The 24,869-nt window shown below is 57.9% G+C and carries 22 protein-coding genes and 3 pseudogenes; 13 read left to right on the forward strand and 12 right to left on the reverse strand.

The window, feature by feature from the left end; translation table 11 throughout:
• Positions 1–185: 185 nt before the first annotated feature.
• The 4 genes and pseudogenes from ACSFDB_RS12970 to ACSFDB_RS12985 form a co-directional block, all read left to right on the forward strand.
• Positions 186–812, forward strand: a pseudogene (locus ACSFDB_RS12970) (ISH3 family transposase); the annotation flags it as partial.
• 213 nt (positions 813–1,025) lie between these two features.
• Positions 1,026–2,165 carry a CDP-glycerol glycerophosphotransferase family protein gene (locus ACSFDB_RS12975; protein WP_440771849.1) on the forward strand — a complete coding sequence of 380 codons (1,140 nt, stop codon included), beginning with the start codon at positions 1,026–1,028 and terminating at the stop codon, positions 2,163–2,165.
• Positions 2,166–2,216: 51 nt separating this feature from the next.
• Complete coding sequence (locus tag ACSFDB_RS12980) at positions 2,217–3,050, forward strand: FkbM family methyltransferase (protein WP_440771401.1); 834 nt, start codon at positions 2,217–2,219, stop codon at positions 3,048–3,050.
• A 12-nt stretch (positions 3,051–3,062) separates the two neighbouring features.
• The gene (locus ACSFDB_RS12985) at positions 3,063–4,574 is read left to right on the forward strand and encodes a flippase (RefSeq protein ID WP_440771402.1); all 1,512 of its coding nucleotides are present in this window, start codon (positions 3,063–3,065) and stop codon (positions 4,572–4,574) included.
• A gap of 323 nt (positions 4,575–4,897) precedes the next feature.
• Here ACSFDB_RS12985 and ACSFDB_RS12990 read toward each other — a convergent pair whose 3' ends face one another.
• Positions 4,898–5,302: a sugar transferase gene (locus ACSFDB_RS12990; protein WP_440771403.1), complete on the reverse strand. Its 405-nt coding sequence runs from the start codon at positions 5,300–5,302 to the stop codon at positions 4,898–4,900.
• 692 nt (positions 5,303–5,994) lie between these two features.
• Positions 5,995–6,255: a winged helix-turn-helix domain-containing protein gene (locus tag ACSFDB_RS12995; RefSeq protein ID WP_440771404.1), complete on the reverse strand. Its 261-nt coding sequence runs from the start codon at positions 6,253–6,255 to the stop codon at positions 5,995–5,997.
• Between the two features lie 234 nt (positions 6,256–6,489).
• Here ACSFDB_RS12995 and ACSFDB_RS13000 point away from each other — a divergent pair, with 234 nt between their 5' ends.
• The 3 genes from ACSFDB_RS13000 (at position 6,490) to ACSFDB_RS13010 (ending at position 8,399) form a co-directional block, all read left to right on the forward strand.
• Positions 6,490–6,915 carry a hypothetical protein gene (locus ACSFDB_RS13000; RefSeq protein ID WP_440771405.1) on the forward strand — a complete coding sequence of 142 codons (426 nt, stop codon included), beginning with the start codon at positions 6,490–6,492 and terminating at the stop codon, positions 6,913–6,915.
• Entirely contained in the window at positions 6,908–7,834 is a 927-nt protein-coding gene (locus ACSFDB_RS13005; protein WP_440771406.1) for a DUF8008 family protein, read from the forward strand. The genes ACSFDB_RS13000 and ACSFDB_RS13005 overlap by 8 nt, the downstream gene beginning before the upstream one ends.
• Before the next feature lie 265 nt (positions 7,835–8,099).
• Positions 8,100–8,399 (forward strand): AbrB/MazE/SpoVT family DNA-binding domain-containing protein, encoded by a 300-nt coding sequence (locus ACSFDB_RS13010; protein WP_440771407.1) that lies wholly within the window; start codon positions 8,100–8,102, stop codon positions 8,397–8,399.
• A gap of 110 nt (positions 8,400–8,509) precedes the next feature.
• Here ACSFDB_RS13010 and ACSFDB_RS13015 read toward each other — a convergent pair.
• From ACSFDB_RS13015 to ACSFDB_RS13040, 6 genes and pseudogenes are all read right to left on the reverse strand, one after another.
• Positions 8,510–8,722: pseudogene (locus ACSFDB_RS13015) on the reverse strand (PIN domain-containing protein); the annotation flags it as partial.
• Positions 8,723–8,790: 68 nt separating this feature from the next.
• Entirely contained in the window at positions 8,791–8,982 is a 192-nt protein-coding gene (locus tag ACSFDB_RS13020) for a hypothetical protein (protein ID WP_440771408.1), read from the reverse strand.
• A 3-nt stretch (positions 8,983–8,985) separates the two neighbouring features.
• Positions 8,986–9,063, reverse strand: a pseudogene (locus ACSFDB_RS13025) (AbrB/MazE/SpoVT family DNA-binding domain-containing protein); the annotation flags it as partial.
• Positions 9,064–9,341: 278 nt separating this feature from the next.
• Positions 9,342–9,572 carry an antitoxin VapB family protein gene (locus ACSFDB_RS13030; protein WP_440771409.1) on the reverse strand — a complete coding sequence of 77 codons (231 nt, stop codon included), beginning with the start codon at positions 9,570–9,572 and terminating at the stop codon, positions 9,342–9,344.
• A 1,305-nt stretch (positions 9,573–10,877) separates the two neighbouring features.
• Positions 10,878–11,774, reverse strand: coding sequence for a DUF4330 family protein (locus ACSFDB_RS13035; protein WP_440771410.1), 897 nt, complete (start codon positions 11,772–11,774; stop codon positions 10,878–10,880).
• Between the two features lie 272 nt (positions 11,775–12,046).
• Entirely contained in the window at positions 12,047–12,550 is a 504-nt protein-coding gene (locus tag ACSFDB_RS13040; protein ID WP_440771411.1) for a hypothetical protein, read from the reverse strand.
• A 732-nt stretch (positions 12,551–13,282) separates the two neighbouring features.
• Between ACSFDB_RS13040 and ACSFDB_RS13045 the strand changes: the two genes are divergently transcribed.
• The 4 genes from ACSFDB_RS13045 to ACSFDB_RS13060 all read left to right on the forward strand — a co-directional run bounded on the left by ACSFDB_RS13045 (position 13,283) and on the right by ACSFDB_RS13060 (position 17,837).
• Positions 13,283–13,681 (forward strand): hypothetical protein, encoded by a 399-nt coding sequence (locus ACSFDB_RS13045; RefSeq protein WP_440771412.1) that lies wholly within the window; start codon positions 13,283–13,285, stop codon positions 13,679–13,681.
• Positions 13,682–14,901: 1,220 nt separating this feature from the next.
• Positions 14,902–15,294, forward strand: a complete 393-nt coding sequence (locus ACSFDB_RS13050) for a hypothetical protein (protein ID WP_440771413.1) — start codon at positions 14,902–14,904, stop codon at positions 15,292–15,294.
• Between the two features lie 964 nt (positions 15,295–16,258).
• Positions 16,259–16,720 (forward strand): hypothetical protein, encoded by a 462-nt coding sequence (locus ACSFDB_RS13055; RefSeq protein ID WP_440771414.1) that lies wholly within the window; start codon positions 16,259–16,261, stop codon positions 16,718–16,720.
• 631 nt (positions 16,721–17,351) lie between these two features.
• Complete coding sequence (locus ACSFDB_RS13060; protein WP_440771415.1) at positions 17,352–17,837, forward strand: hypothetical protein; 486 nt, start codon at positions 17,352–17,354, stop codon at positions 17,835–17,837.
• A 316-nt stretch (positions 17,838–18,153) separates the two neighbouring features.
• Here ACSFDB_RS13060 and ACSFDB_RS13065 read toward each other — a convergent pair whose 3' ends face one another.
• Together ACSFDB_RS13065 and larC are read right to left on the reverse strand one after the other, a co-directional pair.
• Entirely contained in the window at positions 18,154–18,465 is a 312-nt protein-coding gene (locus ACSFDB_RS13065; protein WP_440771416.1) for a hypothetical protein, read from the reverse strand.
• A gap of 307 nt (positions 18,466–18,772) precedes the next feature.
• A complete protein-coding gene (gene larC, locus ACSFDB_RS13070; RefSeq protein ID WP_440771417.1) occupies positions 18,773–20,191 on the reverse strand; it encodes a nickel pincer cofactor biosynthesis protein LarC in 1,419 nt (472 codons plus the stop codon).
• A gap of 234 nt (positions 20,192–20,425) precedes the next feature.
• Here larC and ACSFDB_RS13075 point away from each other — a divergent pair, with 234 nt between their 5' ends.
• Positions 20,426–22,657: a CDC48 family AAA ATPase gene (locus ACSFDB_RS13075; protein ID WP_440771418.1), complete on the forward strand. Its 2,232-nt coding sequence runs from the start codon at positions 20,426–20,428 to the stop codon at positions 22,655–22,657.
• 345 nt (positions 22,658–23,002) lie between these two features.
• Positions 23,003–23,332 (forward strand): DUF8028 family protein, encoded by a 330-nt coding sequence (locus tag ACSFDB_RS13080; protein WP_440771419.1) that lies wholly within the window; start codon positions 23,003–23,005, stop codon positions 23,330–23,332.
• A 41-nt stretch (positions 23,333–23,373) separates the two neighbouring features.
• Here ACSFDB_RS13080 and ACSFDB_RS13085 read toward each other — a convergent pair whose 3' ends face one another.
• Positions 23,374–24,300, reverse strand: coding sequence for a DMT family transporter (locus ACSFDB_RS13085; RefSeq protein WP_440771420.1), 927 nt, complete (start codon positions 24,298–24,300; stop codon positions 23,374–23,376).
• Between the two features lie 170 nt (positions 24,301–24,470).
• Complete coding sequence (locus tag ACSFDB_RS13090) at positions 24,471–24,836, reverse strand: DUF7344 domain-containing protein (protein WP_440771421.1); 366 nt, start codon at positions 24,834–24,836, stop codon at positions 24,471–24,473.
• Between the last annotated feature and the right edge of the window lie 33 nt (positions 24,837–24,869).

Raw genomic sequence — 24,869 nt, forward strand, 5'->3', positions numbered from 1 at the left:
CTGCAACGACCTTTTGAACCGAGAATCCCATCTAATACACACGTACCTCAAACACCCTGATGGGTTTCGGGGCGCGTTTGTTATCTGAAACTCTACACAATCCATGCCTCAGTACCTCACAAAGGTTCAGGACCCAGCAAGCAGACGATGAAATCCACGGGGACTAACTTCTTAACTTTCTCGTCAACACAGACGGCCTCTACCACTCGGAAGCGAAGCGTGGAATCACAGCGTTCCACGCTTACGCTACACTCTACGCGCGTGTAAAGAACAAGCGCTACACGCTGGCGGTACGCCGTCTCAAAGACGGCGACACCGCCAGTAGCGTCCTTGCTGAGTTCCTTGGTGTGCTCGACGGGCTTGACACCGAGGTCAAGGCCGTCTACCTCGACCGCGGGTTCTACGACAGCAAGTGTCTCACGCTGTTTCAGACGCACAACGTTGCCTATGTGGTCCCGATCATCCGATGGGGAGAGGCGATTCAGCAGGAACTCTTGGAAGGGTGGAGTCACGTCATTCAGCACCACTTGAGGGGGAAACTTGACGGTCACAGCTGGACCGTCGAGTTTCCCGTCTACATCAACTGTACGTACGTGAATAGTCGGTACGACGAACACGGGGTGGCGCGTCACGGCTACGCCGCTGACGCGCCGTTCATCGACACACCACGCGAAGCTCGATACCACTACTCGAAACGCCTCGCTATCGAATCGAGCTATTGCTTGACCGAACAAACGATAGCGACGGCAACGACACGAGATGCGACGGTTCGGTTGCTGTACGTTGTGGTGAGTCTGCTGTTGGAAAACGTCTGACGGTATCTCTACTACGAGTTGCCATAAGCACTTTTCACTAGGGCCTGCTCACTTCTTAGACGCTCTCAACTAGATAGTGTCGATAGAGGATATACTACGGATCGTAATCAATCAGCTGTAGGTTTAGTAGATCATAATCCGACAAAGACAAGTACTTATGGGTTCACAAATGATCGCATGACCCTGTATTCAACTGTGCTTCATATGGCAATGTTCCCAGTTTATTTGCTATCGTTTTTGGCCCCAAGAAATAGAAAATTATGGATATATGGTTACCGTCAAGGAACTTCCTTCACAGACAATTCAAAGCACTTGTACTTACATACGAGCCAAAATGAGGACGATATCAGAAGTGTATTCATGGCAAAAGATCAAGGTCTTGTAGAGGAACTAAGATCAGCTGGTTACGAGGCGTACACTTTCTCCTCATTTAAAGGGATTTATCTTGTAATGCGTAGCGGAAATATTTTCATAACACATTCTAGGAAAGACGTTCCATGGTGGTGTACAGGGGGAGCAACAATAATACGTCTCGGTCATGGAATACCGTTTAAAAAATTCGGATGGGCACATACGAACGAGACAAATAAATGGGGTTTAATCGAATTTTTGGCTAGAAAACACATTTTTATGGGACATGATTATTCAATCGCTACTTCTAAAGAGTATAGAAACCTAGTTGCGGAAGCCACAGATCTGTCAGAAGACAAGGTATGGATAACCGGCTTACCTAGAATGGATATGTTTGGTGAAGTGACTGATAATACTGAACTATGGACTGATAGAGAGTTTCTGAATTGGCTAGAAGAAGAGGATTTCAATACAGTATTTTTATATTTTCCAACATGGAGGAGTAAAACCGGAGCAGGCCCTTTTCCAAACAAAAATACCCTAATGAGTATCGACAAACAATTGATGGAAGATGAATTATTGATCGTAAGGAACCACCCCAGTTCAGAGAAGTTAGATGATAACCAGTATGAAAATATTGTTTCTGCCCCATCAAATAAAGATTTCTACCCGATATTGAAACACATCGATATAATGATCACAGATTACTCCTCGCTTTTTTACGATGCCCTATATGAAGAGATACCCATTATTTTCTACCCACATGATTTCAGTCGGTATATGGAAAATAGGGAATTCTATTTCAAATACAACAGTGTTCCAGGGAAAATTGTAGAAGAAGATACGCGTCTTTTGAAGGGGATTGAAGTAATAAAAGAAAAAGTGGGCGAAAATCGAACGCCGCAGGAAAACAGATGGATGTCAAGAACATTCGATTACAATGATTATAATAATTGTTCTAGAGTCGTAGAGAAAATCAGGGCGGAAGGACTATGTTAGAGTAGCAAACGGGTAGGTTCTTGTGCCAAGGGTAACAAATTGCTGTAAATCATGACCACTAAGTCACAGATAGGCTTCTTATTACGTAAAGTAAGAGACATTGTGTATAGGGGACCTGTTCGATTAATAATTCGTCATTTTGGGTTGAATAAATTATTAGCGATACCATATTGGAAGATGGTTTATAGATTTTCCGGAAATACACAGCTCCATTCAATAAACTCCCAACCCATTCGATTCTATACTAATAACTTTACTGAATTTATGCGCTTTCGAGATCTCTCCGGGGAGAAGCAGGTTATTGTGGATTTATTGAACTCATTGGAGGATGATGATGTATTCTATGATGTCGGAGCAAATGTTGGAACATATACCTGCTTTGCTGCATCAAAGCTTGACTCTGACCAGATTGTCGCCTTTGAACCAGAGCCACAGAATGCAGCACGGTTGAGAGAAAACATTGAGTTGAATGGGTTTGATTCTAACATACTACAAATTGCATTATCAAATAATGAGGGTAACGTTGCTCTTACGTTGTCTGGTAATGAGCCTGGTGAAGGAGAACATTCGATAGCTACCGATGATAAGACAGAAACAATACAAGTAAAGTCTACAAAAGGTGATTTAGTCATAAATAAATATAATGTTCCGACACCATCGGTCGTAAAAATTGACGTTGAAGGAGCAGAGCTATCTGTTCTACGTGGGTTGGAAAAAACACTCCTCAAAAATATCAGGCTTGTATATGTTGAAGTGCACACAGAGAAGATCACAGAGTTCGGAGACACACCGTCAGAAGTAATATCATTTTTAGATAATATTGGTTTCAATGTAGATGAGATCTCTCACCGTGGAACCGAGGTCTTTTTACGAGCATCAAAATAGCCGTTAAGCAGAATGCAAATGGATGTTCTTCGGGGCTTTGTTTCGATTCTTGGAGCCAAAATTACTGCACTTCTACTTGGTTTGCTGATAACACCAATTCTTGTCCGTCTTCTCGGTAGTTCTCTTTATGGCGATTATGCTTTCATTCTATCTGTTTTAGGCATTACAATGATTCTTGTGAATGCCGGAATATTCGACGGAACACGGAAGTATATTGCCGAAAATAGAGACAAGGCGAACTGGATCGAACATGTCTTTGGGTTTTATCTTCAGGTAGCAACTGGATTAGCCATTTTTGCAGCACTCTCATACGCTATCATTTCATTTTTAGGTATTCCCGGACAACTATTTGATGAGAATTACACAATTTACTTCTATCTCCTCGCTGGACTGATAGTCTGCCGTCAGGCATACTCTGTTGCTCGTGGCGGGCTAATGGGACTCGGACTTGAGGACCAAAGCGAGCCACTTCTCATTCTTCGAAAGGTTCTCTTCGGTATTATCGGACTTTCGCTTGTATACATCGGATATGGTGTTGCAGGTGTTCTTGCAGGGCACATTATCGCTAGTCTTGTTGTTTCCATTCTTGCATTTATAATCTTGTTTCGACAACTTGAGCTCAAGGCAGTTTTTAGCCGTGTTCCATCTACCTTCCCAAAACTCGAACTACTTTCGTTCAATGGCCTCAGTATCTTTTTGATTCTACTAACAGCTTCACTCTATCACGTCGACATCCTCCTCCTTAGACCATTGGCAGGAAGTCAAGAAACCGGTTACTACCAAGCTGCACTCGTCGTCGCTGAATTCCTCTGGTTCGTTCCTAATGCACTCCAGATGGTGCTTCTACATTCTTCTTCGAAAATGTGGGCAGAAGAACGGACAAACCAAATTACGACATTAGTCTCGAGGCTAACTCGGTACAACCTTTCTCTTCTGCTTTTGCTTGTGATCGGTCTCGCAGCACTAGCAGACGATTTCGTCCCGATATACTTCGGATCGGAGTTTGATGCGTCGACTCTCCCACTGATACTGCTACTCCCCGGTGTGCTCGGCTTTGCACTTGCTCGGCCGATATTCGCAGTTGGGCAGGGGAAAGGCGACCTCCGCATTCTGGTTCTGGCGACTGGTACCGCTGCGATCATGAATCTTTGTTTGAATCTGCTATTGATCCCGCGATACGGGACCACTGGTGCAGCTATTGCCACCAGTCTCAGCTACGGCTCGATGGTTGTCTTTCACGTTCTGGCGGCCCGACAGATCGGATTCAATCCGATCGAGGATCTCCGACTAGTAAAAATCACAATGGTAGCTGCGGTCTCCGCTGCCGTCATTTTTAGCGTCGCATCGGTAATCGACTCGTCGATATTCTCACTGATCGTTGTTCCCCCAGTAGGATTTATCGTCTATTCGATATTAACGCTCAGACTCGGCGTCATCTCCTCGGATGAAATCGATGAGTTCACCGATCGATTGCCTGACTCAATTGCTCAGTACGTTATTCCAATAATCGACGCGGTTCGATAACACAGAGGTCCCCCAATCACTGAAATACGACTTTTTTGGTTCAAGCAATCGAGAAAACCAGTGCACTTTTTCGGTGGAGGAGGACAACTACCCACAGCCTCGAGCCTGCATCCGCTGCTTCGATACAACGCCAAACGGCTCAAATCTACTGGAGAGTCGGTCAGCAGGATATTCGATCAGAATAAGATCCAAAGACGATAGAGATCTGCGTACAGACGATCAGCAGATCGAACCAGCGCGACTGTTGCTGTATGTACTGGAGGTTACACGCCAGTTTCTTCGCACCGTTGTGGTGTCGACCGATCAAATCTGTGCTAGGTCGCTTAGACCAGGTTGCACGCCCTATCGCTTCGACCAGCCAAAGCCTTGTTCTTGAACAGTTGCTCTTCCTTGGACCAGTCGGCTTGCGGACCGACAACGTTTATATTTCCGACCAAAATCGACCACAGCTGCGGGATAACGTCCATGTGGGTTGTCCGAAGAACACGTCCATCGCGTGTAATCCGATCGTCGTCGTCACCGGGATTCGCGTCTTCGCTCTCGGGGAGCATGGAGCAAAACTTCAGCACTGAAAACTTCCCGCCAAGCTCGGACGTCCGCGTCTGACCGTACAGAATGGGACCGGGCGAATCCCCATCGAGATCAAGTCGACTAGTGGCGACAACAGCAACAACCCGAACCAGGCGAACAGGACATCGAACACTGGCTTCACGATCCGACTGTACCACGGAATCGGCTCAAGGTCCACCTCGACCAACGACCCAACCGAACTGCTATCGAGTACCCGATCCGACAGTGACTCGTGGACCAGCACCTCGAGGCCGCGATCGATACCGTGGCGTTCCACCACAGACTCAAGTCGCGACAGCCCGCCGATGCGCTCGATGCCGTTGATGGCCTGCCCACTGGTCACTGTCTGCCATCCATGAGGACTTCGCTGTCGGTCGACGACACCACGCGACGGATTCAATGGACAGCGACGCGATACTCGAGGGGCGATCAGCGACAGATCATCGTCCACGACGAGCGTTCGACCAGAGTCACGTGAGAGAAACCAGAACCAGACCAACAGACTACCACCCAGTGCAAGGCCGATATCGACCAGCAGTCGCGGGCCGAGGACCTCGAGAAACCCAACGAACTCGAACGCACCCTTGAGTGACACGTAAGCGGTCTGTTGTACCGATCTTCTGGTGGATCGCTACCGTCCTGTGATTCATCGTCACGGACGAACAGCGGTCCGTATCAAGCGGTCGCGTCGGCCCTTGAAAATGAAGGCATGGCCAGATTTGGTACCCCTCGTCGAAGCTGACCAATTAAACCACTGTGCGTTGAAAGGGGCCGACGGACTTGAGGAGTGAGTCACAGTCCTCGAGACCACCGGAGGCTTTTCAAAGAATACTCTCTGGAAAAGACACCGCTACTCGTCTTTCTCGAGGTCATGGGCATCCAGTTCGCCCTGGAGATACGCGTGCCCAGTTTCCGTAAGCGCATAGAGACCAGTGCCAACGGATTCCAGCAGTCCTGCATCAGCGAGTATCCCGCATCGTTTGCCCACATACTGGCGATCGTAGTCGATATTCGCTGCAACTACTTTTGGAGACACTTGGATAGGATGCTCGTCGAAAAAGAGCAGAATCTCGTAGTCAACAGGAGCCATCCACGGGACCCGTTCGACCATCTATTCACGATAGACCACCATCAGAACAGAAAAATCAGTACCATCTTCGAGAGATAAATCGCTATTCGATGCTTTTTTAGAACGTCATATGTAGTCAAGACTTATGTCAGAGGAGTACCTTGTCTCTCGCACGGAAGCAATATGTGGCTCTCCCTATCGCTGAGTCGCAGAATGACGGACCGGTGTTAGCGGCACCAGTCCGCGAGAAGCTCCCGTAACGACCCTACGGAAGCCATGTCGAACGACGATTCGCGGGGTAATGAAAGCCCCGACCGACAGGATGCATCGCTCCCACAAGACTCCACCCACCCGATCGAAACCTATCTCGAGGCCCTCGACCAGCTCACCCGATCCCTACACGCGCGCCTCCACCGAGCCGACATAGACGGCGAACGAGTACCGGACGAGACGCGCCACCAGGCCCGTCGACGGTGCCGGGAGATCAGAGCGGAAGCGAGCCAGATCGGCTTGCTCCTGCTCGGACCCGACGCGGCGATCCATTATCATCCGGACGAGACCGACACCGACGCGGGCCGCGGCGTGACGACGTTCTCCGGACCGCCGCCGAACAAATTCGACCACGACCAGCACGACGAGCAGGAACGGGCCTCCGAAGACCAGCCCGACACCGAGGAGACCGACGGTGAGAACGATGACTGAGTCGCTCGAGTCCCAGCTCGCCGCCCTCACCGACCGTATCGATGAACTCGAGGCCGAACTCCGACGAAAGGACGAGCGGATCGCGACGCTCGAGGCACGCCTTGATGATCACGACGAATGCCTCGACGATCACCTCGAGAACCAGCAGAAACGCCTCGAGAACCACGCCCACCACCTCGAGCAAACCGACACCCGACTCGAGGACCACCAAGCGACACTCGAGGATCTCCAGACCGACAACAAAACCACAACCAAGCAAACCAAAGCGGTCCTGAAGAAAGCGAACACCAACAAGCACCGCCTCCGCGAGCTCCAGGCGCGCGAACTCGAGAAGGGAGCCCACCTCCGGGCCGACACCGTCGACGAACACGAACTTGAGGTCCGAAGCGAGCACATAGAGCGGATCACGAAGGACGACGGCCGAACCTACGTCAGACTCCCCGAACACACGGACCCACTCGACCGAAGCGACGTCTCGCTGGCCTACGGCGACCTGCTCCCGATCCAGCAGCTCGCCCGGATGGACGACGACATGCTCCGGTCGACCACGAACGCGCTCCCCACCAGACTGGCTGCGAAACTATGGAAAGCGCGAACTGACTCGAGCGTCGGCGACGATCCCTGGAGCTCGGGCTGCAAGGGGGTCCGGGAGTACGTCAAGGCGAGCGACCTCAAACACTGGATTCGACGCCAGGAGCCGGGGACGAGCGAGAGCTACGCGAAGAAGCTGGTCTCCCGCACGATCGACGCGGTACTCGACCTCTCGAAGCACCGACTCGCGGTCCGCAAGCGAACCGAGCGAAAGAACGGGCTCGAGTACACCGAGCGCCGACTGATCGTGCCCGACGATGCGGAGGTTCCCGGCGAGACGACCCACCACAGAGAACAGCCCCCGGAGACAGCTGACGTCCTCGGGTGACTGTGGACGGGACGTAGCAACCCACCCTCGAGAGAGGTTTCCCTCTCAAAACGGACCCCGAAACGCCTCGCGAAGCGGACGATAACCGGGTCGGATAGTCGTCGGTCTCTTCCTCGAGCAGTCGGTCGGCAGTCTAAACCGAGGACCGGTCTGTTGCTGCTCCTGAAGACGACAGCTGTCACCGGATACCGATCCCGCGCGCTGGCGAAGCGTGATCCTGTAGGGCTGAAAACATTCACCTATGACCATCACATACTGATGAGCGATGAGCGACTCTGAATCGTCGCCAGACGCTGAGACGGAGGTCGTTGCGGTCTCGAAACGCGGCCGGGTGACGATTCCGAAGCGGTTTCGAGAGAAACTCGGGATCGACCCGCCGGGGAAGGTACTGTTCCGTGAGACCGAGGACGGAAACATCGTCGTCGAACGGGTCCAATCCGCGAGCGAGATGCAGGGATTCGCCGCTCGGAGTGAAGCATCAACGGATGCCCCCGCAACAGACCTCCTTCGAGAGAAGCGAGAGCGAGACCGATCCGATCGAGACGATTGCCCCCCGTCGAACTGACGAGTCCCGATTGAACGCTTCCGTGATGGGTTGGCGTGAGTAGTGTCCACACTCGAGACAACAATCGGCGACGAGAAGCCTACAGCTCCAGAACGGTCCACGGTAGCCGATCAAGCCGGTTCGTCGCGGAACCGCTCGAGGTCGGCCGCTAACACCTCAAAGTCGTCGTCTGCGCCGACAAGGAGCGTCCCGTCGACGGCCTCGGCCGTCGCGAGCGCGTACGCATCGCCGAGTGCCAGCTGGTGCGCCGCTTTGAGCGCGGCGGCCGTCTCCCAGCACTCGTGCGGACCGTAGACGTCGACGCCCAGCTCCTCGAGTCGCTCGAGACTCCGCCGAACGTCGTCCGGACGGAATCCGACTCAGGAACCGACGTAGAAAACGATCCAGTCGGTCATTCCGCGTCCTCGTCGTCGAACGTCTCGACTACCGCTTCGGATCGCCGCGTCTCTCGCTCCCGCTCGTCGCGAAGGACGGCTGTCGCCGGGCGCTCCTCCTCGCCGTCTCGCTCGAGGCCGCGGAACTCCCGCATCGAGCCGACCGGCCGGACGACGATCTCACCGGCCTCGTTCTCGACGAACTTCACCCGCCCGGGCGCTGGAATTCCGTGTTTCTCCCGGAGCCGCTTCGGAATCGTCGCCTGCCCCTTTTCGGTGACGGAAACGATTCGCTCCTCACCGGGCCATTGGTATTACTCGACACAGGTAATACGTCCGACCAGAATCACTTAGCCCTGTTCCTGGGGTTTCGCAGAGCGTCCTTCCCCATCTTGTCGCGGCTCATTTTCAACCCGTTCCGGCAGCTCGGGCGGTTCGAACGCCGCCACAATCCCTCGTCTGACTCGAGTCTCGAGCAATTCCCCCCAAACTCGCCCGCGACCGAAGTCCGAGGGCAGCCAGCCCGGCGACCAAAAGCTGCCCGAGGGAACGAAGCTCGTATCAACGATCATTCGAAGCGCTCCGCGACCTCCCGTACTTCATCGCGGTCCGCCTGATCAGCGGCCGCTATCGCGTCGCGCATCTCGCTCACCTGGTCTTCGTCGAAGACATTGCGGAGATCGCGGAGTGACCGCCCACCGATAAGACGATCCACGGCGTCGCTGAACGACTCATCATCACGTTTGTTCGCTTTGATGCGTTCGTATACGTCATCTTCGAGACGGATCTGATGTGACATTCTTGTTGACAACGTTGACGCTTCACGAGAATCAAGATTGGGGTAGTCAGCGCACTGCCCCAGTTCGTCAAGGTTCTTCGGTCTTGTGCTGTTCTAACTCGAAGAACAACTGTCGAACGTCCCGTAACCAGTCTCGAAGAGACAAGGCCTCAAACGTACCTTCACCACCACATCTTCAGCTCTACTATAGACCATTCAGCAACTCGAAGAGAGGTGGTATACGAAGATTCTATGACGTGCTCTTGCTGACTAAACGAGTAGCGAATCGTCTTCGCTCTCGTCGACTGCCCCTCCGTCCCGAAGCCCGATTGCGCGTCCCTCGTCGAACCGCTCCGGGATCGTCGCCCGACCCACCGAGACGGCTCGCGTCTGACCACCGCGCGGTCGGGTGGGACTGAAAGGGGCCGACGCGGTGAGCGAACGCGACGCGTTCGCGATGCTCGGGAGCGCTTGCGCTCCCGTTGCTCGAGGAAGGCGGGCGAAGTAAGCACCGGAACGACTGCAAGGAGTGAGGAGCGCAGCAAGCCCCCCGACTCGAGCACGTCGGGGGCTTTCGAGGTGTGCGTCTCTTCGAGCGTTCCATCTCGATGATTGGAGTACTCCCAAATCGTCACCGACTATCGCCCTCGCCCTCACCGCGCTCCGGCGGCTCGGGCGGTTCGAACGCCGCCACAATCGCTCGTCCGACTCGAGTCTCGAGCAATTCCCCCAAGCTCGCCCGCGACCGAAGCCCGAGGGCGGCCAATCCGACTAGGGTCAGCGACGAGTATACAAATAACGTCGAAGGCGAACCTCGAGACGCGACTAGCAGCGAGACCGCCATCGCCGAGAGGACGACGACACTCGCCAGTCGGATCGGCCGCGCTTGGACGGTCGAGCCGACCTGCCTACACCAGTCGACAACAGTCGACGTCCGGCCCCACCTCTCAAATCCACTAACGACCCGATCCAGACCGCGTATCACTGGGCCAATGGTTCGCGTCTCGCGGAGGTCGATAACGATGACCTCCGGCTCTGGCTCCGCCGTGAACCACCGATACGCGGCCGAAGACACCAGCGAGGTCCGTCCGAGCCGACTCAGGGCTACGACCCGCGAGCGCTTCCCGGCCTGACGGAATTTGGTGCTCGCCGAACATAGCGTGGCCAGCCTCGTGCCAGCGACCGCCCGATCCAGCCCTGAAGAACTCACACGGCGACACGCGTGGACAACGGCCGAGTGCTCGCCCCTGGCTCGAAGCCAGTCGCGGAGTCCTCCCACTCGTTTCGCGACTGCTGATCGATCGAGTGCGGAATCGAGCATCAAAATCACCTGATCGCCGTAATCGTCCCGTCGACAGTAATTGACCCAAAGTCGAGGACGATACTCGAGTCGACGCGAAGCCGTTGGCCCCGAAACCGCATGCCGGTCTCCCCGACCGTCGTCTGTAACTCGACGACCAGCGTCAGATTTACATTCCGCGGATGTTCCCGCTCATGTAATTCCCCGTCCTCGCTCTCGAGGATCAAGCGGGCCGGTTTGCGCTCGATCGACTCAAGCCGCGCGACCGTCTCGCCTCTCGTCGTCTCGGTCATGCCTGCCTCGAGCGTGTTCGCAACTATTGGTGAGACATTCTTAAGATCGACGTGGGCTGTTGTGGTCGCCCCACCCTCAGAGAGGGTCGCACCCTCGCGTTCGAGATCGGTGATCATGCCAGTGACCGTGTACGGCCCCATATCGAGCCGGATCTCGTTGCCGAGCTGAAAGTTAGTGCCGGTGACCTGAAACCGGTCTCGCCCATGTGCATCGTCCGGAATAGGTTTACCGGTCACTTCTGTCCGAAGCGTAACGTCGGGCCGATCGTCGTCTGCACCGCCCCTTGCAGGGATAATCTGGACATCCGTTACCGTGACCGTCTCGTCAGTGCCGTCAAGCGTTCCGACATTACCCTCATCTATCCGCTCGAGTACGTAGTCGGGTTGGGATTCGAGTTCGATCGTCGCGTACCGCCGCTCCAGTTGGGTGCTGTCCTGCGCGCCGATAGTCGTGAACCCCCCGACGATGGCTGTGAGTAACAAGAGAACGGCGAAGGCAGCGATGACACTGAACGCACCGGCAACAATCGCAACCCCCGAGATTACCACGGCCATCAACACGAGGACTACGAGCGCGTCGACGACGTTGATGGTGCCGAAAAGGTCTCCATCCTCGTTGATTACGTCCATAGCTCACTCGAACGTCGACCGATTCGGACACTAACGAATGGTTGTGGCAATTCACGGACTTCCAGTTGTATACAGTCGGGATAGATGCGACCGCTGGGACAATGCCGGTTGGTCTGATGAGATGATTCAAACCAGCAACAAGTTTGGTCGCTTAGACCAGTATCTCGTCGGTCATTCTGCGGGCTCCGTTGGAGCATGTACATAAGACGGCTCACATCTTGAAGTCACATAAATCGGACGGCTATCACCAAACCTTATGAATACCTTACTGATCAACACCGAATTGATGTATCAATCCCAATACTTCTCTCCTGGAGCGTCATGACCGTCCGTGACTCCTCGCAGTCGCCACTCGGCGGCGTCATCGACACCGAACTCCGACTGGACTCGGACTCCACGGTCGTCTCGTAGGTCCCCGAATCGATCAGGACGATCTCGAGGTACTCCTCGGCCGGCACGTCTTCGGTTCGATCGAGAACGGACGCCCCGTCGTGATCGATCTGGATCTCGACCGACCGCTCGTCGTCCGTCGCGTTCCAGATGTACAGCGAGTACGCCGCATCGGTCTCCGACTCGTCGCCGATCACGATCCGCTCGAGTGGCTCGTCCGCCGACGACTCCCCGTTCGACGTGTTCCCCCCATCGCTCCCGTCGTCGGTCCACAGCGACTCGTCGTCGGACCCACCGTCCGCGGAATCCGCGGTCCTCCCGAGACAGCCGGCTGTGGCGCTGACACAGACACCGGCACCAAGACTGATGATGTCGCGTCGGTTCATGCCCACGGATACAGGATCGAGTGCCAAACACTTTTTTCACGGAAAAACGACTCTCGAACGATCGTGACAATCTCGTCTTCGTGAGCCGTGTGTCCGTCGAGCCCTCGAGAACGGGCGCTACGCCACCGATGGCGACTTTCGAACGCACGACGTGGTTGGGTACACGAGATCGCAATTCGGCGCGCTGAATCGCTCTGGACGCCGACGACGGCTGTGACGGGAAGCGTCTGCGCTGACGGAGTGCAAGTGCCGGTCGGAGACTGCTCCCGCCGTTGGATGGGGCCTCGGGAAACCGCTAACCACTATAAATTACGGGTGACGACGATGTCACGTCTTCCGAACGTTCCACGAAACGGGTACTGTTTCATCACGATAAGTGATATGTTAGTCCGTACGAACTAGCATCGGAACCGTTGTCAGCGATCAGTTTCGGGGACGGCGCGGCGAACCGAAGCCGGTGGTAGAAAGTTGTAGCGGAGACGGAGATATCAATGTAGAAGTGATAGAATCACACGTAAGGCGGGCAGATACTCGTCTATCGTAACTAATAGTGCGTTTTCGATCCGCTAAATCAACGATTCCCACTGAAACCGTTCTCCGGATATAAGTGCATGTCAGTAATTCGTCCCGATTGGGCACCGCGCCACAGCGACCACAGTGATCTGGGAGCTGTGATGCGTGCCAGACCTAACACAAATGAATCGAGCACTCGCAGTTACACTGACGGTAGCAATGGTCGGCGGCCTCATGTTTATGGGGTTCGCAGGAACCGCTGCAGCACAGGATATCAGTATCAACACCGATGAGATCACTGCCGGAGACGGTGGCAGCGGTGGCGATGCGGCTGCGGCGACAGTGCAGGAGTTCGATCAGACTAACGAAAATCAGCAGGTCGGCGTAGCTGACTCCACATCGACTGCGGACTCGCTCGCAGCCGGTTCTGGAGCTAGCTCTGGTGCAAGCAGTAGTTCCGCTGCTGTCGTTGACCAGGACCAGAACGTCAATCAGGTTAACACCATAGACGCGGACGCGACCACGATCGCCGCTGGTGGCGATGGTGGCGCTGGCGGTGACGCTGGCGTCGGTGTCGTCGACATCGATTTCGATGACAACGGCGTCATTGAGGGCTAATCGCTAACTACAGCGATTATCGGATCTTCCCTAACTAACCTCATTTTTGAAGGCGATCGGAGCACCAAAGCCCGTAGTAACTAACGAGCCGATAGCTATTCGCTCTGCAATCGAGACTCCCACACTCACGTCATCAGTGCCCGGAGTCTGTTTCAGTTCTCGTGTTGCTGATCTGCTCCGCCGCTTAGTCCACGAATGTCTGTTCGTTGTTATCGCGACCGAAACGACCGCCGTCTATTGCCGGCCCTTGCTCACGCGTTTTAGAGTCGTCGGTGATCAGTACCGGGCTATCCGTCGGAACGATAGTAACAACTGAAACGAGTTACACACCCGATCGCACGACGGTAGCGCGGTTCGGAGCGTACGCGGTTCAGAGCGTACGCGGTTCGGAGCGTACGCGGTTCGGAGCGAACGAAGTGAGCGAGAACCGCGGCAAAGCGAATAGTGCGGGACCGTAGTGGGACAAAGAAGATGCGAATAGTGACCAGCCGCCGGAGTCGTGCCCCTCGATCAACTCGCCGTTGGGCGGGAATGAAAGGGGCTGGCCCGGTCGATCCTTCCCAGGCGACGCAAGGACCGCAACGGAGTGAGGACCGCAGCGAGCCCCGGACGGTCGAGCGGGCCAGGGGCTTTCGAAGTGTTCGCCTCCGCAGGAGGAGTCGTATTCAATTCAACTCTTGCGCACTACGGTCCCGCATACCGTGTGAACGGACACTGCGAGGGGAGCAACCGCCTCGAGTTCGCGGCGCACACGACCCGTGAGCAGACAGGGAGGGACGACCAGTGAGCTATGTGATCGATGTGTCGCTCGTGTCAGTTGGTACGATAGATGTCGACCGCTTTCGGAGGCCTCGAGTGGACTGTTGGCCGACGTCGGACGGTGACGCAACCCGTGCGGGCGGTGGGAGGGGCCTCGAGTGCAATGGGTGCCTACCCGACGAACACCCGCGGATTGAAACGCAGCTGTCCGCGTAGGTGAAGAATGCCGACCAGGTAGTGATGCCCCCTCACGCGCAGTGACTACAAAACGAACCGTTCAACCCGTTAAACCGGGTATTCATCTCGTAACCGTTCTCCGGGTATAAGTAGGAGTCAGTGATACGTCTTGACTGGTCAACGCGTCGCAGCACCATTGGTACCGGAACCCAGTGTCGCATAGCTGTAATGCGTTCCAGAACAAAACAATGAACCGAGCACTCGCAATTACACTGACGGTAGCAATGGTCGGCGGCCTCTTATTCATAGGAGGCGCAGGAAGCGCCGCGGCACAGGATATTAGCATCAACACTGACAACATCACAGCTGGTGACGGTGGCGACGGTGGCGATGCGGCTGCGGCGACGGTGCAGAATTTCGATCAGACGAACCAAAACGCACAGGTTGGCGTCGCTGACTCGACGTCGACTGCGGAGTCGTACGCAGTCGGTAGTGGGGCCGACTCTGCTGCAGGCAGTAGTTCCGAAGCTGTCGTCGCACAGAGTCAGACCGTCAACCAAGGTAACGCCGTAGAAGCGAACGCGACCACGATCGCTCTCGGCGGCGATGGTGGCGATGGCGGTGACGCCGGTGTCGGTGTTTTCGACATCGACCTCTTCCTCGCTGGATTCCTCTAATCGGTAGTCACAGCGATTATTAACACCGTTCCTAACGTTCTTCCTTTTTTCGGCGATCGGTGCCCAAAACGTCATCAATCAATGAGCGACCGCTCTCGCTCCCTGATTCACACTCGAGTTCGTAGCTTGCTGTCGCTCGTCGCGGTGGCTCTGTCGGAATCGACTGCGGTGGTTCGGGAAATCGGCCGATCGGTGGGGACTGTCCGTGCGAAACTCGTCGACCTCGAGCGGGAGACGGATTCGCTCAAGTGAGGGGGTGAACGCCCTGACAGCTGCCGTCCGTCAGTCTACTGCTATTCACGTTTCGGGAGACGACCGCCCATCTCACTCGAGGATGATCGACACGAGACGAAACTGCTAGCTGGTATTGAGCTGTCGGGTTGTCAAGACCCGGCTGCCGACTTTCGTATCGGGTCGCCGAAACACGTCGCTTTCTCGGCTGCCGTGATTCTTCTCGGCGGCGATAGCTATCCGATCGGTGTCTCCCGACTGGGTTCGGTTCCGTCTCGGTAGCTCGCTGCGAGCGCGCGTCGAAGAACGGTTTCGGACACGCGACGTGTACATCGATTGCCTTCGCGGGCATCAGGTGGGTTATCGGCCGGCCGGTGGCTGTTGGCTCCATCCGTTCGATCAGTGGCACGAGCCTCGAGTGCAAACGCAGGTACCCAAGAGACGAAAGGTGATGGCGGGGAAACACTCCTGTCCGCGTCGGTAACCAATCCCGATCCGGCAAACGTGTATACTCACGTACATTGACTAAACCGCACTGTTCGATCCGTTAAACCAACTATTCCTCCCGTAACCGTTCTCCGGGTATAAGTGAGAGTCGGTGATTCGTCCCGACTGGGCAACGCGTCACAGCAACCGGGGGCGATCCGGACTGTGAGGCGTGCCAGACCTAACACAAATGAATCGAGCACTCGCAGTCACACTGACGGTAGCAATGGTCGGCGGACTCATGTTTATGGGGTTCGCAGGAACCGCTGCAGCACAGGATATCGATATCGACACCGACAACATCACCGCTGGTGACGGTGGCGACGGTGGCAGTGCAGCCGCCGAAACGGTGCAGGACTTCGATCAGAATAACGTGAACCAGCAGGTCGGAGAGGCTAGCTCAGAGTCGACTGCAACGTCGGCCGCAGTGAGTGACGGCGACGGGCAGGCGGCTGCAAATGACAAACACGACCCGAAGGACAAAGGTGCAGCTGAGGACTTCGCTGGCGCTGAGTCCACGGCTGTCTCCGAGTCCACGGCTATCGTGAACCAGAACCAGGATGTCGATCAGGGTAACGCAATTGACGCAGACGCAACCACGGTCGCTGAAGGCGGCGATGGTGGCGATGGCGGTGACGCCGGTGTCGGTGTCATCGACGTCGACGTGGACTTCGATGACTTCGACAACGGCGTCGGTCTGATCCTCTAAGTGGAAGCTGCAACGGTCTTTCAAATTTATTTATTTTACCGCACCCTAGAGCGATCAGTGCAAGCGAAAACGGCGAGGCGCCGTATTACGTGTGCGGATAGTGAAATATCAGCAAACCCCTGGATCCGTTCAAACGAAACCACCTGATCCGTCCAAACGGGTTTCCATCGGCCAGAAACGGACTCCGCGACCATCCGGCGAGGGATCCGAATCAAACGGCTGTACCCGAATTTCGAACAGCAGTGCTCTCCACGGTCCGGACGACCTGCAGAATCGACTGCTTCCGATACGGCCTCGAGCATCAGCCGTCGTTTCGCACCGTCTCGTGCGATGACGACCGAGAGCCGCGCGATTGCACGGTCGCTCGAGTACCCGAACGCTCGCTCGTCATGGGTCGTGAGCCGCGTAGTAGCGACTGAGTACTGGGAAAACGATCCCCACGGTTCAAACCGAGTCGTCTGTACTGATGAGGTAGCGAGAGATCGCCAGACGATCCGACACGGTCCAGAACTGCAATCGTGATCCGGTGTGAGTCTCACTGTCGCTGGTTCAGGGAGTGTTCTCCCGCACCAGGAGCGACAACGTTCGCCGAGGATCACGCCAACAGACAACCCAAAACCCTGCAAGTGACATGACAACAACCGACTTTTCGTGGGGAACGATAACCCACCAGACCGATCCCGAATCGGGCGATACAAACGTCGAAATAATCGCCGAGTCCGAGGGAAGCATCTCGCTTTCGGTGACGACAGCCGCCAACGTGGCGGACGCTCCTCCGGTGGAGCGAGTCGACACCGACGCGGAAGCCGAGACGGCGACGTTCCCGTGGGGTGTAGTGGTCCACACGCCCGACGCCGATGCCGGGACCACCACCATCGAGGTGATCACCGACGCTGAAGCCGACGTCTCCGTCTCCGTGAGGGCAGTATCCGATACCGAGGCGGGGTCGACGACGGTGGTCCAGTCGTCAGCCGACGCGAACGCGAACGTCACTCAGTCTACGACGAGCTCGGCCACCAGTTCGGTAGTCACCAGTAGTTCCACGACGAGCACTTCGCAATCGACGAACATTTCATCCGGAACGTCGATCGATATCGACGACGGAGACGACGACTGAATTCGGTCGTCGTCGAGAACTGTTCGAAGGCAGCAGTCGGGGGCTCGAGCCAGTAGCCACTGAACATCAATGCACACCTGATCGCAGGACTGCGTTGCGATCAGTGTGTAAATTGTTTCAGTTGTTACTATCACAGCCACGCTATCGCGTGCATCTCGAGGCTCCCGTCTCTTCTCGAGTAACGTCGCAGCTGAGATGTGTGTCGGTCTCGTCGGCACTCACGGCACTCCACGCGACAAAAAATGTACGAGAGCACGGAGACCGATTCCGAACGGCCCCTCGCCGGCGGTATCGGACTACGTGTCAATCGACCCCGTCAGATCGCCGGCAGATCCGGGACTACTGGCGTCACCGGATCGACCGAGATATCTTCGAACGAGTCAGTCCCGTCCGTGAATTCCGTCGTCTCCTCACTGGTATCGACCGTCTCCTGTTCGGTGACCTCGCTGATCGTCTCCTCCTCGGTGACGGTCACGCTCGCCTCCTCCACCGCATCGTCACCGTCCTCGACGGTCGTAGATTGGGCCGCTGCCGTTCCGGCGCCGCTCAGCGCGAGCAACCCTGCCGCGATCGCGATCACGAACACTGTCCGTCCGATCGTTCCGTACCGCTGTGATATCCGTTTCATTGGTTGCCTCGGGGGCACCCACACGTCGCTCACATCAGACAATAAACCGACAGAATCGTTCGGCGCGCGAACGACCGCTTTCGCTCCAGAAATCGATCCAAAATGTGCGATCGTTCGAACGACGACCGCTGGCGACACACCGCACCGAAAATGTGGAACACCGCGCGCCGAACAGGCCGACGGAACGAGGAAGATACGATTCGGATAGGACCCGATTACTCGTTCGTCCCGAAGTTGATGCACGCACATCATCGTCAGCGCACGTACACCCTCGTCGACACCCGAAACTCCGCAGATCCGTCCGCTGTCACTGCCGGTCGCGATCCGTCAGAGCCGCTCGAGCAGCCGTCTCGGCGCGGTGAATCACCTCGCGAATCGCCACGCCCGTTTCGGCGGCGACGGCTCGCGCGTCGTCGTACTCGGTACTCACGTCGTACACCTCGCCATCCACATCGCTCGCGATCTTCACCGTCACCTCGTGCGTCTCACCCTCGACCTCGAGTTCGACCGTCTCGAACTCCCGACTGGCGATCCAGCGGTGGGTCGCGCCGGCGTCCCGAACGCCGAGCGTTCCGGTCTCTTCGGCGAGCGCTCGAGCCACTCGCTCCCGATCTTCTGGCTTGCAGATCACCTTCACGAGGTGGCCGGGGCGGGACTTCTTCATCGTGGCTGGCAGGATCGAGACGTCTCTCGCGCCCGCGTCCGAGAGCGTTTCCTGAAGCCCGCCGAGGACCTCCGGCGTCGCGTCGTCGAGGTTCGTCTCGAGGACGGCGATATCGTCCTTCGCCAGCGCCCCTCGACCGCTGCCGTCGCCGACTAGCACCCGGAGGACGTTCGGGTGCGGGTCGAGATCGTAGCCGCCGGCGCCGTACCCCGAGGTTTCGAGGTCGAGCGACGGCAGCGACGCCACGCCGTCGGCGAGGTGGCCCAGGATTGCGGCCCCCGTCGGCGTCAGCAGTTCGGTCTCGACGGGACCGCCGCGAAGCGACCAATCCGCGCGCTGGGCGATCTCTACGACCGCCGGCGTCGGGACGGGGTACTCGCCGTGGCTCATCGAGACGCTGCCGCCGCCCGTCGCGAGCGGCGTCGTGACGATTTCGTCGGGAGCGAGGTCGTGACACAACAGTACGGCCCCGACGATGTCCGCGATGGCGTCGTCGGCGCCGACCTCGTGGAAGTGAATCTCCTCGAGTGACTCGCCGTGGACGCTCGCCTCGGCCTCGCCGAGCAGTTCGAAGATCGCGAGCGCGTCGCGCTCGATCGCCGGCTCGAGGCCCATGTTCTCGACGATTTCGCGGACCTCGAGGTAGCTCCGGTGGGGGCCGTGGCCTTCGGCGTGGACGTGGTCCTCTCCGGCGTCGTGAGAGTGCCCGTGACCATTCCCATCGGCATGGTCGTGACCGTGTTCGTCCCCGTCTCCGTGGTCGTGAGCGTGATCGGCGTGTTCGTGGGAGTGTTCGCTCCCGCCGTGCTCGTCCGCGTGGCCGTGCTCGGCGTTGTGATCGTGCTTGTGGCCGTCGTGACCGCCATCATCACGATCGGTCAGATAGACGTCGACGGTCGTCGAGGAGATGCCGCACTTGACCGTCTCGTCGATTCGGTACTCCACCTCGAGGGCGTCGGTCACGGACTCGAGGGCGTCGGGGTCAGCCCCGGCGTCGAGCAAGGTGGCGAGGATCATATCGCCGCTTGCGCCCATGCGGCCGTCGAACGCGAGGATCTTCATGCGTAGGTGGCCGAGTGGCACGGTCAAAAAGGCATCTCCTCGCCGCGAGGCTGCTGCCGTATTCGGTGCCTACACCGACTGTCGGTAGCACTAAAACCAACCGATGCCGGTACAGCTATGTACGTTCCAGCCACAATCATATATGGTAGCATCTAGCATACCATGCGGTGAAGGCTAGCAAAAAACCTATCCGCTCACGAAGCGGAGTCACAGACATCATCGTCTACCCGAATCATGAATGAAGTTCAACTGGAGGTTGCGAAGGCGTACCCGAACGACTCGGGTCGTGGTATCGCCCGACTCGACCCGGACACGCTGTTGCATTTGAAGCTGAGTCCGGGCGACATCATCGAGATCGAAGGTGCAGACACCACCGCGGCGAAGGTGTGGCGTGCTGACCGGCAGGACTGGAACACGGATACGGTCCGGATCGATGGCTTCACCCGCCAGAACGCCGACGTGGGAATCGGCGAGCGAGTGACGATCCGCAAGGCAGAGGCGACGAAGGCGGAGAAGCTCACGCTCGCACCCCCTGAGGAGGCGTCGGTGCAGTTCGGTTCCGACGCGGCTGGCATGGTGAAACGCCAGATCCTCAAACGGCCGGTCGTCGGCCGCGACATCGTCCCGGTCATGTCCTCGACGAATCATCCATTCATGCGGTCGCCCGGCCAGGCGATTCCGCTCATCGCCGTCGAGACGGAGCCGGAGGGTGTCGTATTGATCACCGAGGACACCGACGTCGAACTTCGCGAGGAGCCGATCAGCGGCTTCGAGAAGACCGGCGGCGGGATCACCTACGAGGATATCGGCGGGCTCCAGAGCGAAATCCAACGCGTCCGGGAGATGGTCGAACTCCCGATGAAACACCCGCAGATCTTCAAGAAACTGGGGATCGAGCCGCCACAGGGTGTCTTGCTCCACGGGCCGCCGGGGACCGGGAAGACGCTGCTGGCGAAAGCGGTCGCCAACGAAACCTCCGCGAGTTTCTTCTCCATCGCGGGGCCGGAGATCATCTCGAAGTACTACGGCGAGTCCGAACAACAGCTCCGAGAGATCTTCGAGGACGCCAGCGAGGAGTCGCCGTCGATCATCTTCATCGACGAACTCGACTCGATCGCGCCGAAACGGGAGGACGTCACGGGCGAGGTCGAACGCCGCGTCGTCGCCCAGCTGCTGACGATGATGGACGGCCTCGAGGCGCGAGGCCAGGTCATCGTCATCGCGGCGACCAACCGCGTCGATTCGGTCGATCCGGCCCTGCGCCGACCCGGCCGATTCGACCGCGAGATCGAGATCGGCGTGCCGGACGAAGTGGGTCGCGAGGAGATCCTCCAGATCCACACGCGCGGGATGCCCCTCTCGGACGACGTCAAACTCGGCCACCTGGCCGACGAGACCCACGGCTTCGTCGGCGCCGACATCGAGTCGCTGACGAAGGAGGCCGCGATGAAGGCGCTGCGTCGATACCTGCCGGAGATCGATCTCGACGAGGAGGACATCCCGCCGAGCCTGATCGACCGGATGATCGTCAAGCGCCAGGACTTCCGCGGCGCACTCAACGAGGTCGAACCCTCCGCGATGCGCGAGGTGCTCGTCGAGTTACCGAAAATCTCCTGGGACGACGTGGGCGGGCTTCACGACGCCAAAGAGCAGGTCCAGGAGTCCGTCGAGTGGCCGCTGAACAACCCCGAGCGCTTCGAGCGGCTGGGCGTCGATCCGCCGGCCGGCGTCCTGCTCTACGGGCCGCCGGGCACCGGGAAGACGCTGATGGCGAAAGCGGTCGCCAACGAGACGAACGCGAACTTCATCTCGGTGCGCGGCCCGCAGCTGCTCAGCAAATGGGTCGGCGAATCGGAGAAAGCCATCCGCCAGACCTTCCGCAAGGCGCGGCAGGTCTCGCCGACGGTGATCTTCTTCGACGAGCTCGACGCGCTCGCGCCGGGCCGGGGCGGCGAAACCGGCTCGAACGTCTCCGAGCGGGTCGTCAACCAGCTGCTGACCGAACTCGACGGCTTAGAGGAGATGGAGAACGTGATGGTCATCGGCGCGACGAACCGCCCGGACATGATCGACCCCGCACTCCTGCGCTCGGGTCGGTTCGACCGGCTCGTCATGATCGGCCAACCCGACGTCGACGGCCGCGAACGGATCCTCGATATCCACACGCAGAACACGCCGCTGGCGGCCGACGTGACCCTCCGCGAGATCGCGGAGATCACGGACGGCTACGTCGGCAGCGACCTCGAGTCGATCGCTCGAGAGTCGGCTATCGAGGCCCTGCGCGAGGACCACGAGGCCGACATCGTCGAGATGCGTCACTTCCGACAGGCGATGGAGAACGTCCGACCGACGATCACGGACGACATCCTCGAGTACTACGAGCAGATCGAAGAGCAGTTCCAGGGCGGTGGCTCCGGTGGACCGGGGCCGTCTGGTCGACGCGGCAGCCGCATCGGCTTCCAGTGAGCTGACGCGCTGTCGATCAACGCCGATTTTTGCGATTTTCGTCGAGTATCCGCTCCCCGTTCGACCGCTTCCGTACCATCGCGCTCTCGCTGGCAACGGAGTGTCACGAACCGAACAATAACACGCTGGACTGTACTGTAACCGGGTCTTAGCGACGGTAGATTACGATTGCAACGCGACGCTGTCACTGTTGTCTCCGTCGTCGACTGACCGATCTACGGCCCGAAACCGAAGGTGTTCGTTCAGGGCGATCTTATCGACGGTGAATTTCTCATATAATTGTCAAACGTTCGTCGCGTTATATGTGCTGACCGTCGGATACGTGAGACGAACTCGTCCAGATCGATGTCGAAACCCTCCACTGCCAGCGACTCAGCCGACGCCTCCCTCGAGTCGACCGACGACCAGCGCGAGTCATCCGGCGACCGGGACGAACCCGACCTCGAGTCGAGTCCCGAACCGACGACCGGCGACCGGACGCTCGAGGACGTCGCCCCCTCGGTCGCGAAACCGATTCGTGTGGCCGGGTTCTGGGGAGCGATCGTGCTCCCGGTGTTGTACCTCCCGCTGCTCGCGAACGGGCTGTCGACGTCGCTCCAGGCAGTGGCCTTCTGCGGACTCCTCGCGGTGAACCTCGCTGCATTGTACGTCGGACACGCGCATCGCCGTCGGTAGTCACGTGGTCAGTAACTCGGCCGCTGCCGGACGTCCGTCCGTCAGTCGCTCGAGCGCCACCGCACCGCGTGTCCGAACTCCTCGCGCAGCGCCCGGCGTTTGACGAGCACGAAGCCGACCGCGATGAGACCGAAGCCGACGACGGTCGTCGCGTCGATGACTTCGCCCAAATAGATCCAGCCGACGACCGCGGCGAAGATCGGGGCGACGTAGGAGACCATGTTGATCTCGACGGCCCCCAGTCGCTCGAGCAGGTCGAAGTAGAGGAGAAAGCCGATCGCGCTCGCGACGACTGCAAGATAGCCGAGCGCGCCGAGCGCCTCGGGGTGAGTCCACGCCGCGGGCTCGATCGGTTCGCCGAGTCCGAGACTGACGAGGTGCATGAGGAGTGCGCCGCCGATCATCGACCAGGCCTCCATCGTCTCGATCGGGAGATCGGCCTCGATGGTGCGCGTCAGGACGCTCCCCAGCGCGAACGCGGCCGCCGCACAGAAGACGAGCAGCGTCGCGACGACGTCCGCCGTCAGCAGGTTCGACGGGTCCGGTCGAGCGATGATGCCGACGCCGACCAGTCCGACGAGCAGGCCGACGACGCCGACCGCCGAAAGAGCGTCCGAGGGGGCGAACACGCGGGCGAACCCGGTGGTCAGCACGGGCGAGAGGCTGACAACGATCGCCGCCGCGGCCGCGGTCGTGTGCTGCTGGCCGACGAACAGGAACGCGTGATAGGCCGCGATCAACAACACGGCGCCGGCGGCGACCAGTAGCCACTCGCTACGCCCCCGCGGGTACCAGTCGTCGACGGCGTAGGCTGCGTACGCGAGCATGAGTACGCCCGCGATGTCGTATCGCAGCGCCGCGAACAACACCGGCGGGAAGTGATCGAGCCCCGCACTGATCGCGACGAACGCGCTCCCCCAGATCGCTGCGAGGGCCAGAAAGAGTCCGAGATTTCGATATCGGCTCACACGAAACGTCTCGCCAGTACGCTCCTACGTGTTTCGGTTCGAAACGAACGACGCCGAGACCGAATCGCAGCTATCGACTCGTGGAACCGATAATCGAACGCCTCTCGAGCGGCGGCACTCCGTCGAAAACGGTCGCGACGCGAACCTCCCAGTCGAACGAAGACGCCGGCTCAGAGCGAGGGGAGCTCGCGAATCTCGGGCTCCGCTTCGGTCTGCTTGAACTGCTCTAACAGCGGCTTGATCTCCTCGAAACCGTCGGTGAGCACGATGTCGCCGCTTCGCAGGTCGTACTCGATGATGTCGTAATCGGCGAGTCGTGGCAGGTGGTTGTGCACCAGCGAGACGTAGACCCGCTGTCTGGTCTCCTTGTCGATCTCCGCCGGACGTACGTCGAGCTCCCAGGCCGCGATTCCGGTGACGACGTCCTCGAGGTTCGCGTCTCGGTGTTCCACCAACTGGTACAGCAGGAACCGGCGCTCGGACTCGGCGAGGAGGGAACAGGCGGCTTCCATTCGGCTGGCGCTCGCGTCGTTCATACCTGCACAAGAGCCCGGGCCATATTACACCTG

Origin of the sequence: Natronorubrum amylolyticum (assembly GCF_052040145.1) — an archaeon.
Classification (GTDB): domain Archaea; phylum Halobacteriota; class Halobacteria; order Halobacteriales; family Natrialbaceae; genus Natronorubrum.

Coding starts and splice junctions, on each gene's coding strand:
- ACSFDB_RS12975 (WP_440771849.1), top strand. CDS start 1,026: ATGTTCCCAGTTTATTTGCTATCGTTTTTGGCCCCAAGAAATAGAAAA.
- ACSFDB_RS12980 (WP_440771401.1), top strand. CDS start 2,217: ATGACCACTAAGTCACAGATAGGCTTCTTATTACGTAAAGTAAGAGAC.
- ACSFDB_RS12985 (WP_440771402.1), top strand. CDS start 3,063: ATGCAAATGGATGTTCTTCGGGGCTTTGTTTCGATTCTTGGAGCCAAA.
- ACSFDB_RS12995 (WP_440771404.1), bottom strand. CDS start 6,255: ATGGTCGAACGGGTCCCGTGGATGGCTCCTGTTGACTACGAGATTCTG.
- ACSFDB_RS13000 (WP_440771405.1), top strand. CDS start 6,490: ATGTCGAACGACGATTCGCGGGGTAATGAAAGCCCCGACCGACAGGAT.
- ACSFDB_RS13005 (WP_440771406.1), top strand. CDS start 6,908: ATGACTGAGTCGCTCGAGTCCCAGCTCGCCGCCCTCACCGACCGTATC.
- ACSFDB_RS13010 (WP_440771407.1), top strand. CDS start 8,100: ATGAGCGACTCTGAATCGTCGCCAGACGCTGAGACGGAGGTCGTTGCG.
- ACSFDB_RS13030 (WP_440771409.1), bottom strand. CDS start 9,572: ATGTCACATCAGATCCGTCTCGAAGATGACGTATACGAACGCATCAAA.
- ACSFDB_RS13035 (WP_440771410.1), bottom strand. CDS start 11,774: ATGGACGTAATCAACGAGGATGGAGACCTTTTCGGCACCATCAACGTC.
- ACSFDB_RS13040 (WP_440771411.1), bottom strand. CDS start 12,550: ATGAACCGACGCGACATCATCAGTCTTGGTGCCGGTGTCTGTGTCAGC.
- ACSFDB_RS13045 (WP_440771412.1), top strand. CDS start 13,283: ATGGTCGGCGGCCTCATGTTTATGGGGTTCGCAGGAACCGCTGCAGCA.
- ACSFDB_RS13050 (WP_440771413.1), top strand. CDS start 14,902: ATGGTCGGCGGCCTCTTATTCATAGGAGGCGCAGGAAGCGCCGCGGCA.
- ACSFDB_RS13055 (WP_440771414.1), top strand. CDS start 16,259: ATGGGGTTCGCAGGAACCGCTGCAGCACAGGATATCGATATCGACACC.
- ACSFDB_RS13060 (WP_440771415.1), top strand. CDS start 17,352: ATGACAACAACCGACTTTTCGTGGGGAACGATAACCCACCAGACCGAT.
- ACSFDB_RS13065 (WP_440771416.1), bottom strand. CDS start 18,465: ATGAAACGGATATCACAGCGGTACGGAACGATCGGACGGACAGTGTTC.
- larC (WP_440771417.1), bottom strand. CDS start 20,191: ATGAAGATCCTCGCGTTCGACGGCCGCATGGGCGCAAGCGGCGATATG.
- ACSFDB_RS13075 (WP_440771418.1), top strand. CDS start 20,426: ATGAATGAAGTTCAACTGGAGGTTGCGAAGGCGTACCCGAACGACTCG.
- ACSFDB_RS13080 (WP_440771419.1), top strand. CDS start 23,003: ATGTCGAAACCCTCCACTGCCAGCGACTCAGCCGACGCCTCCCTCGAG.
- ACSFDB_RS13090 (WP_440771421.1), bottom strand. CDS start 24,836: ATGAACGACGCGAGCGCCAGCCGAATGGAAGCCGCCTGTTCCCTCCTC.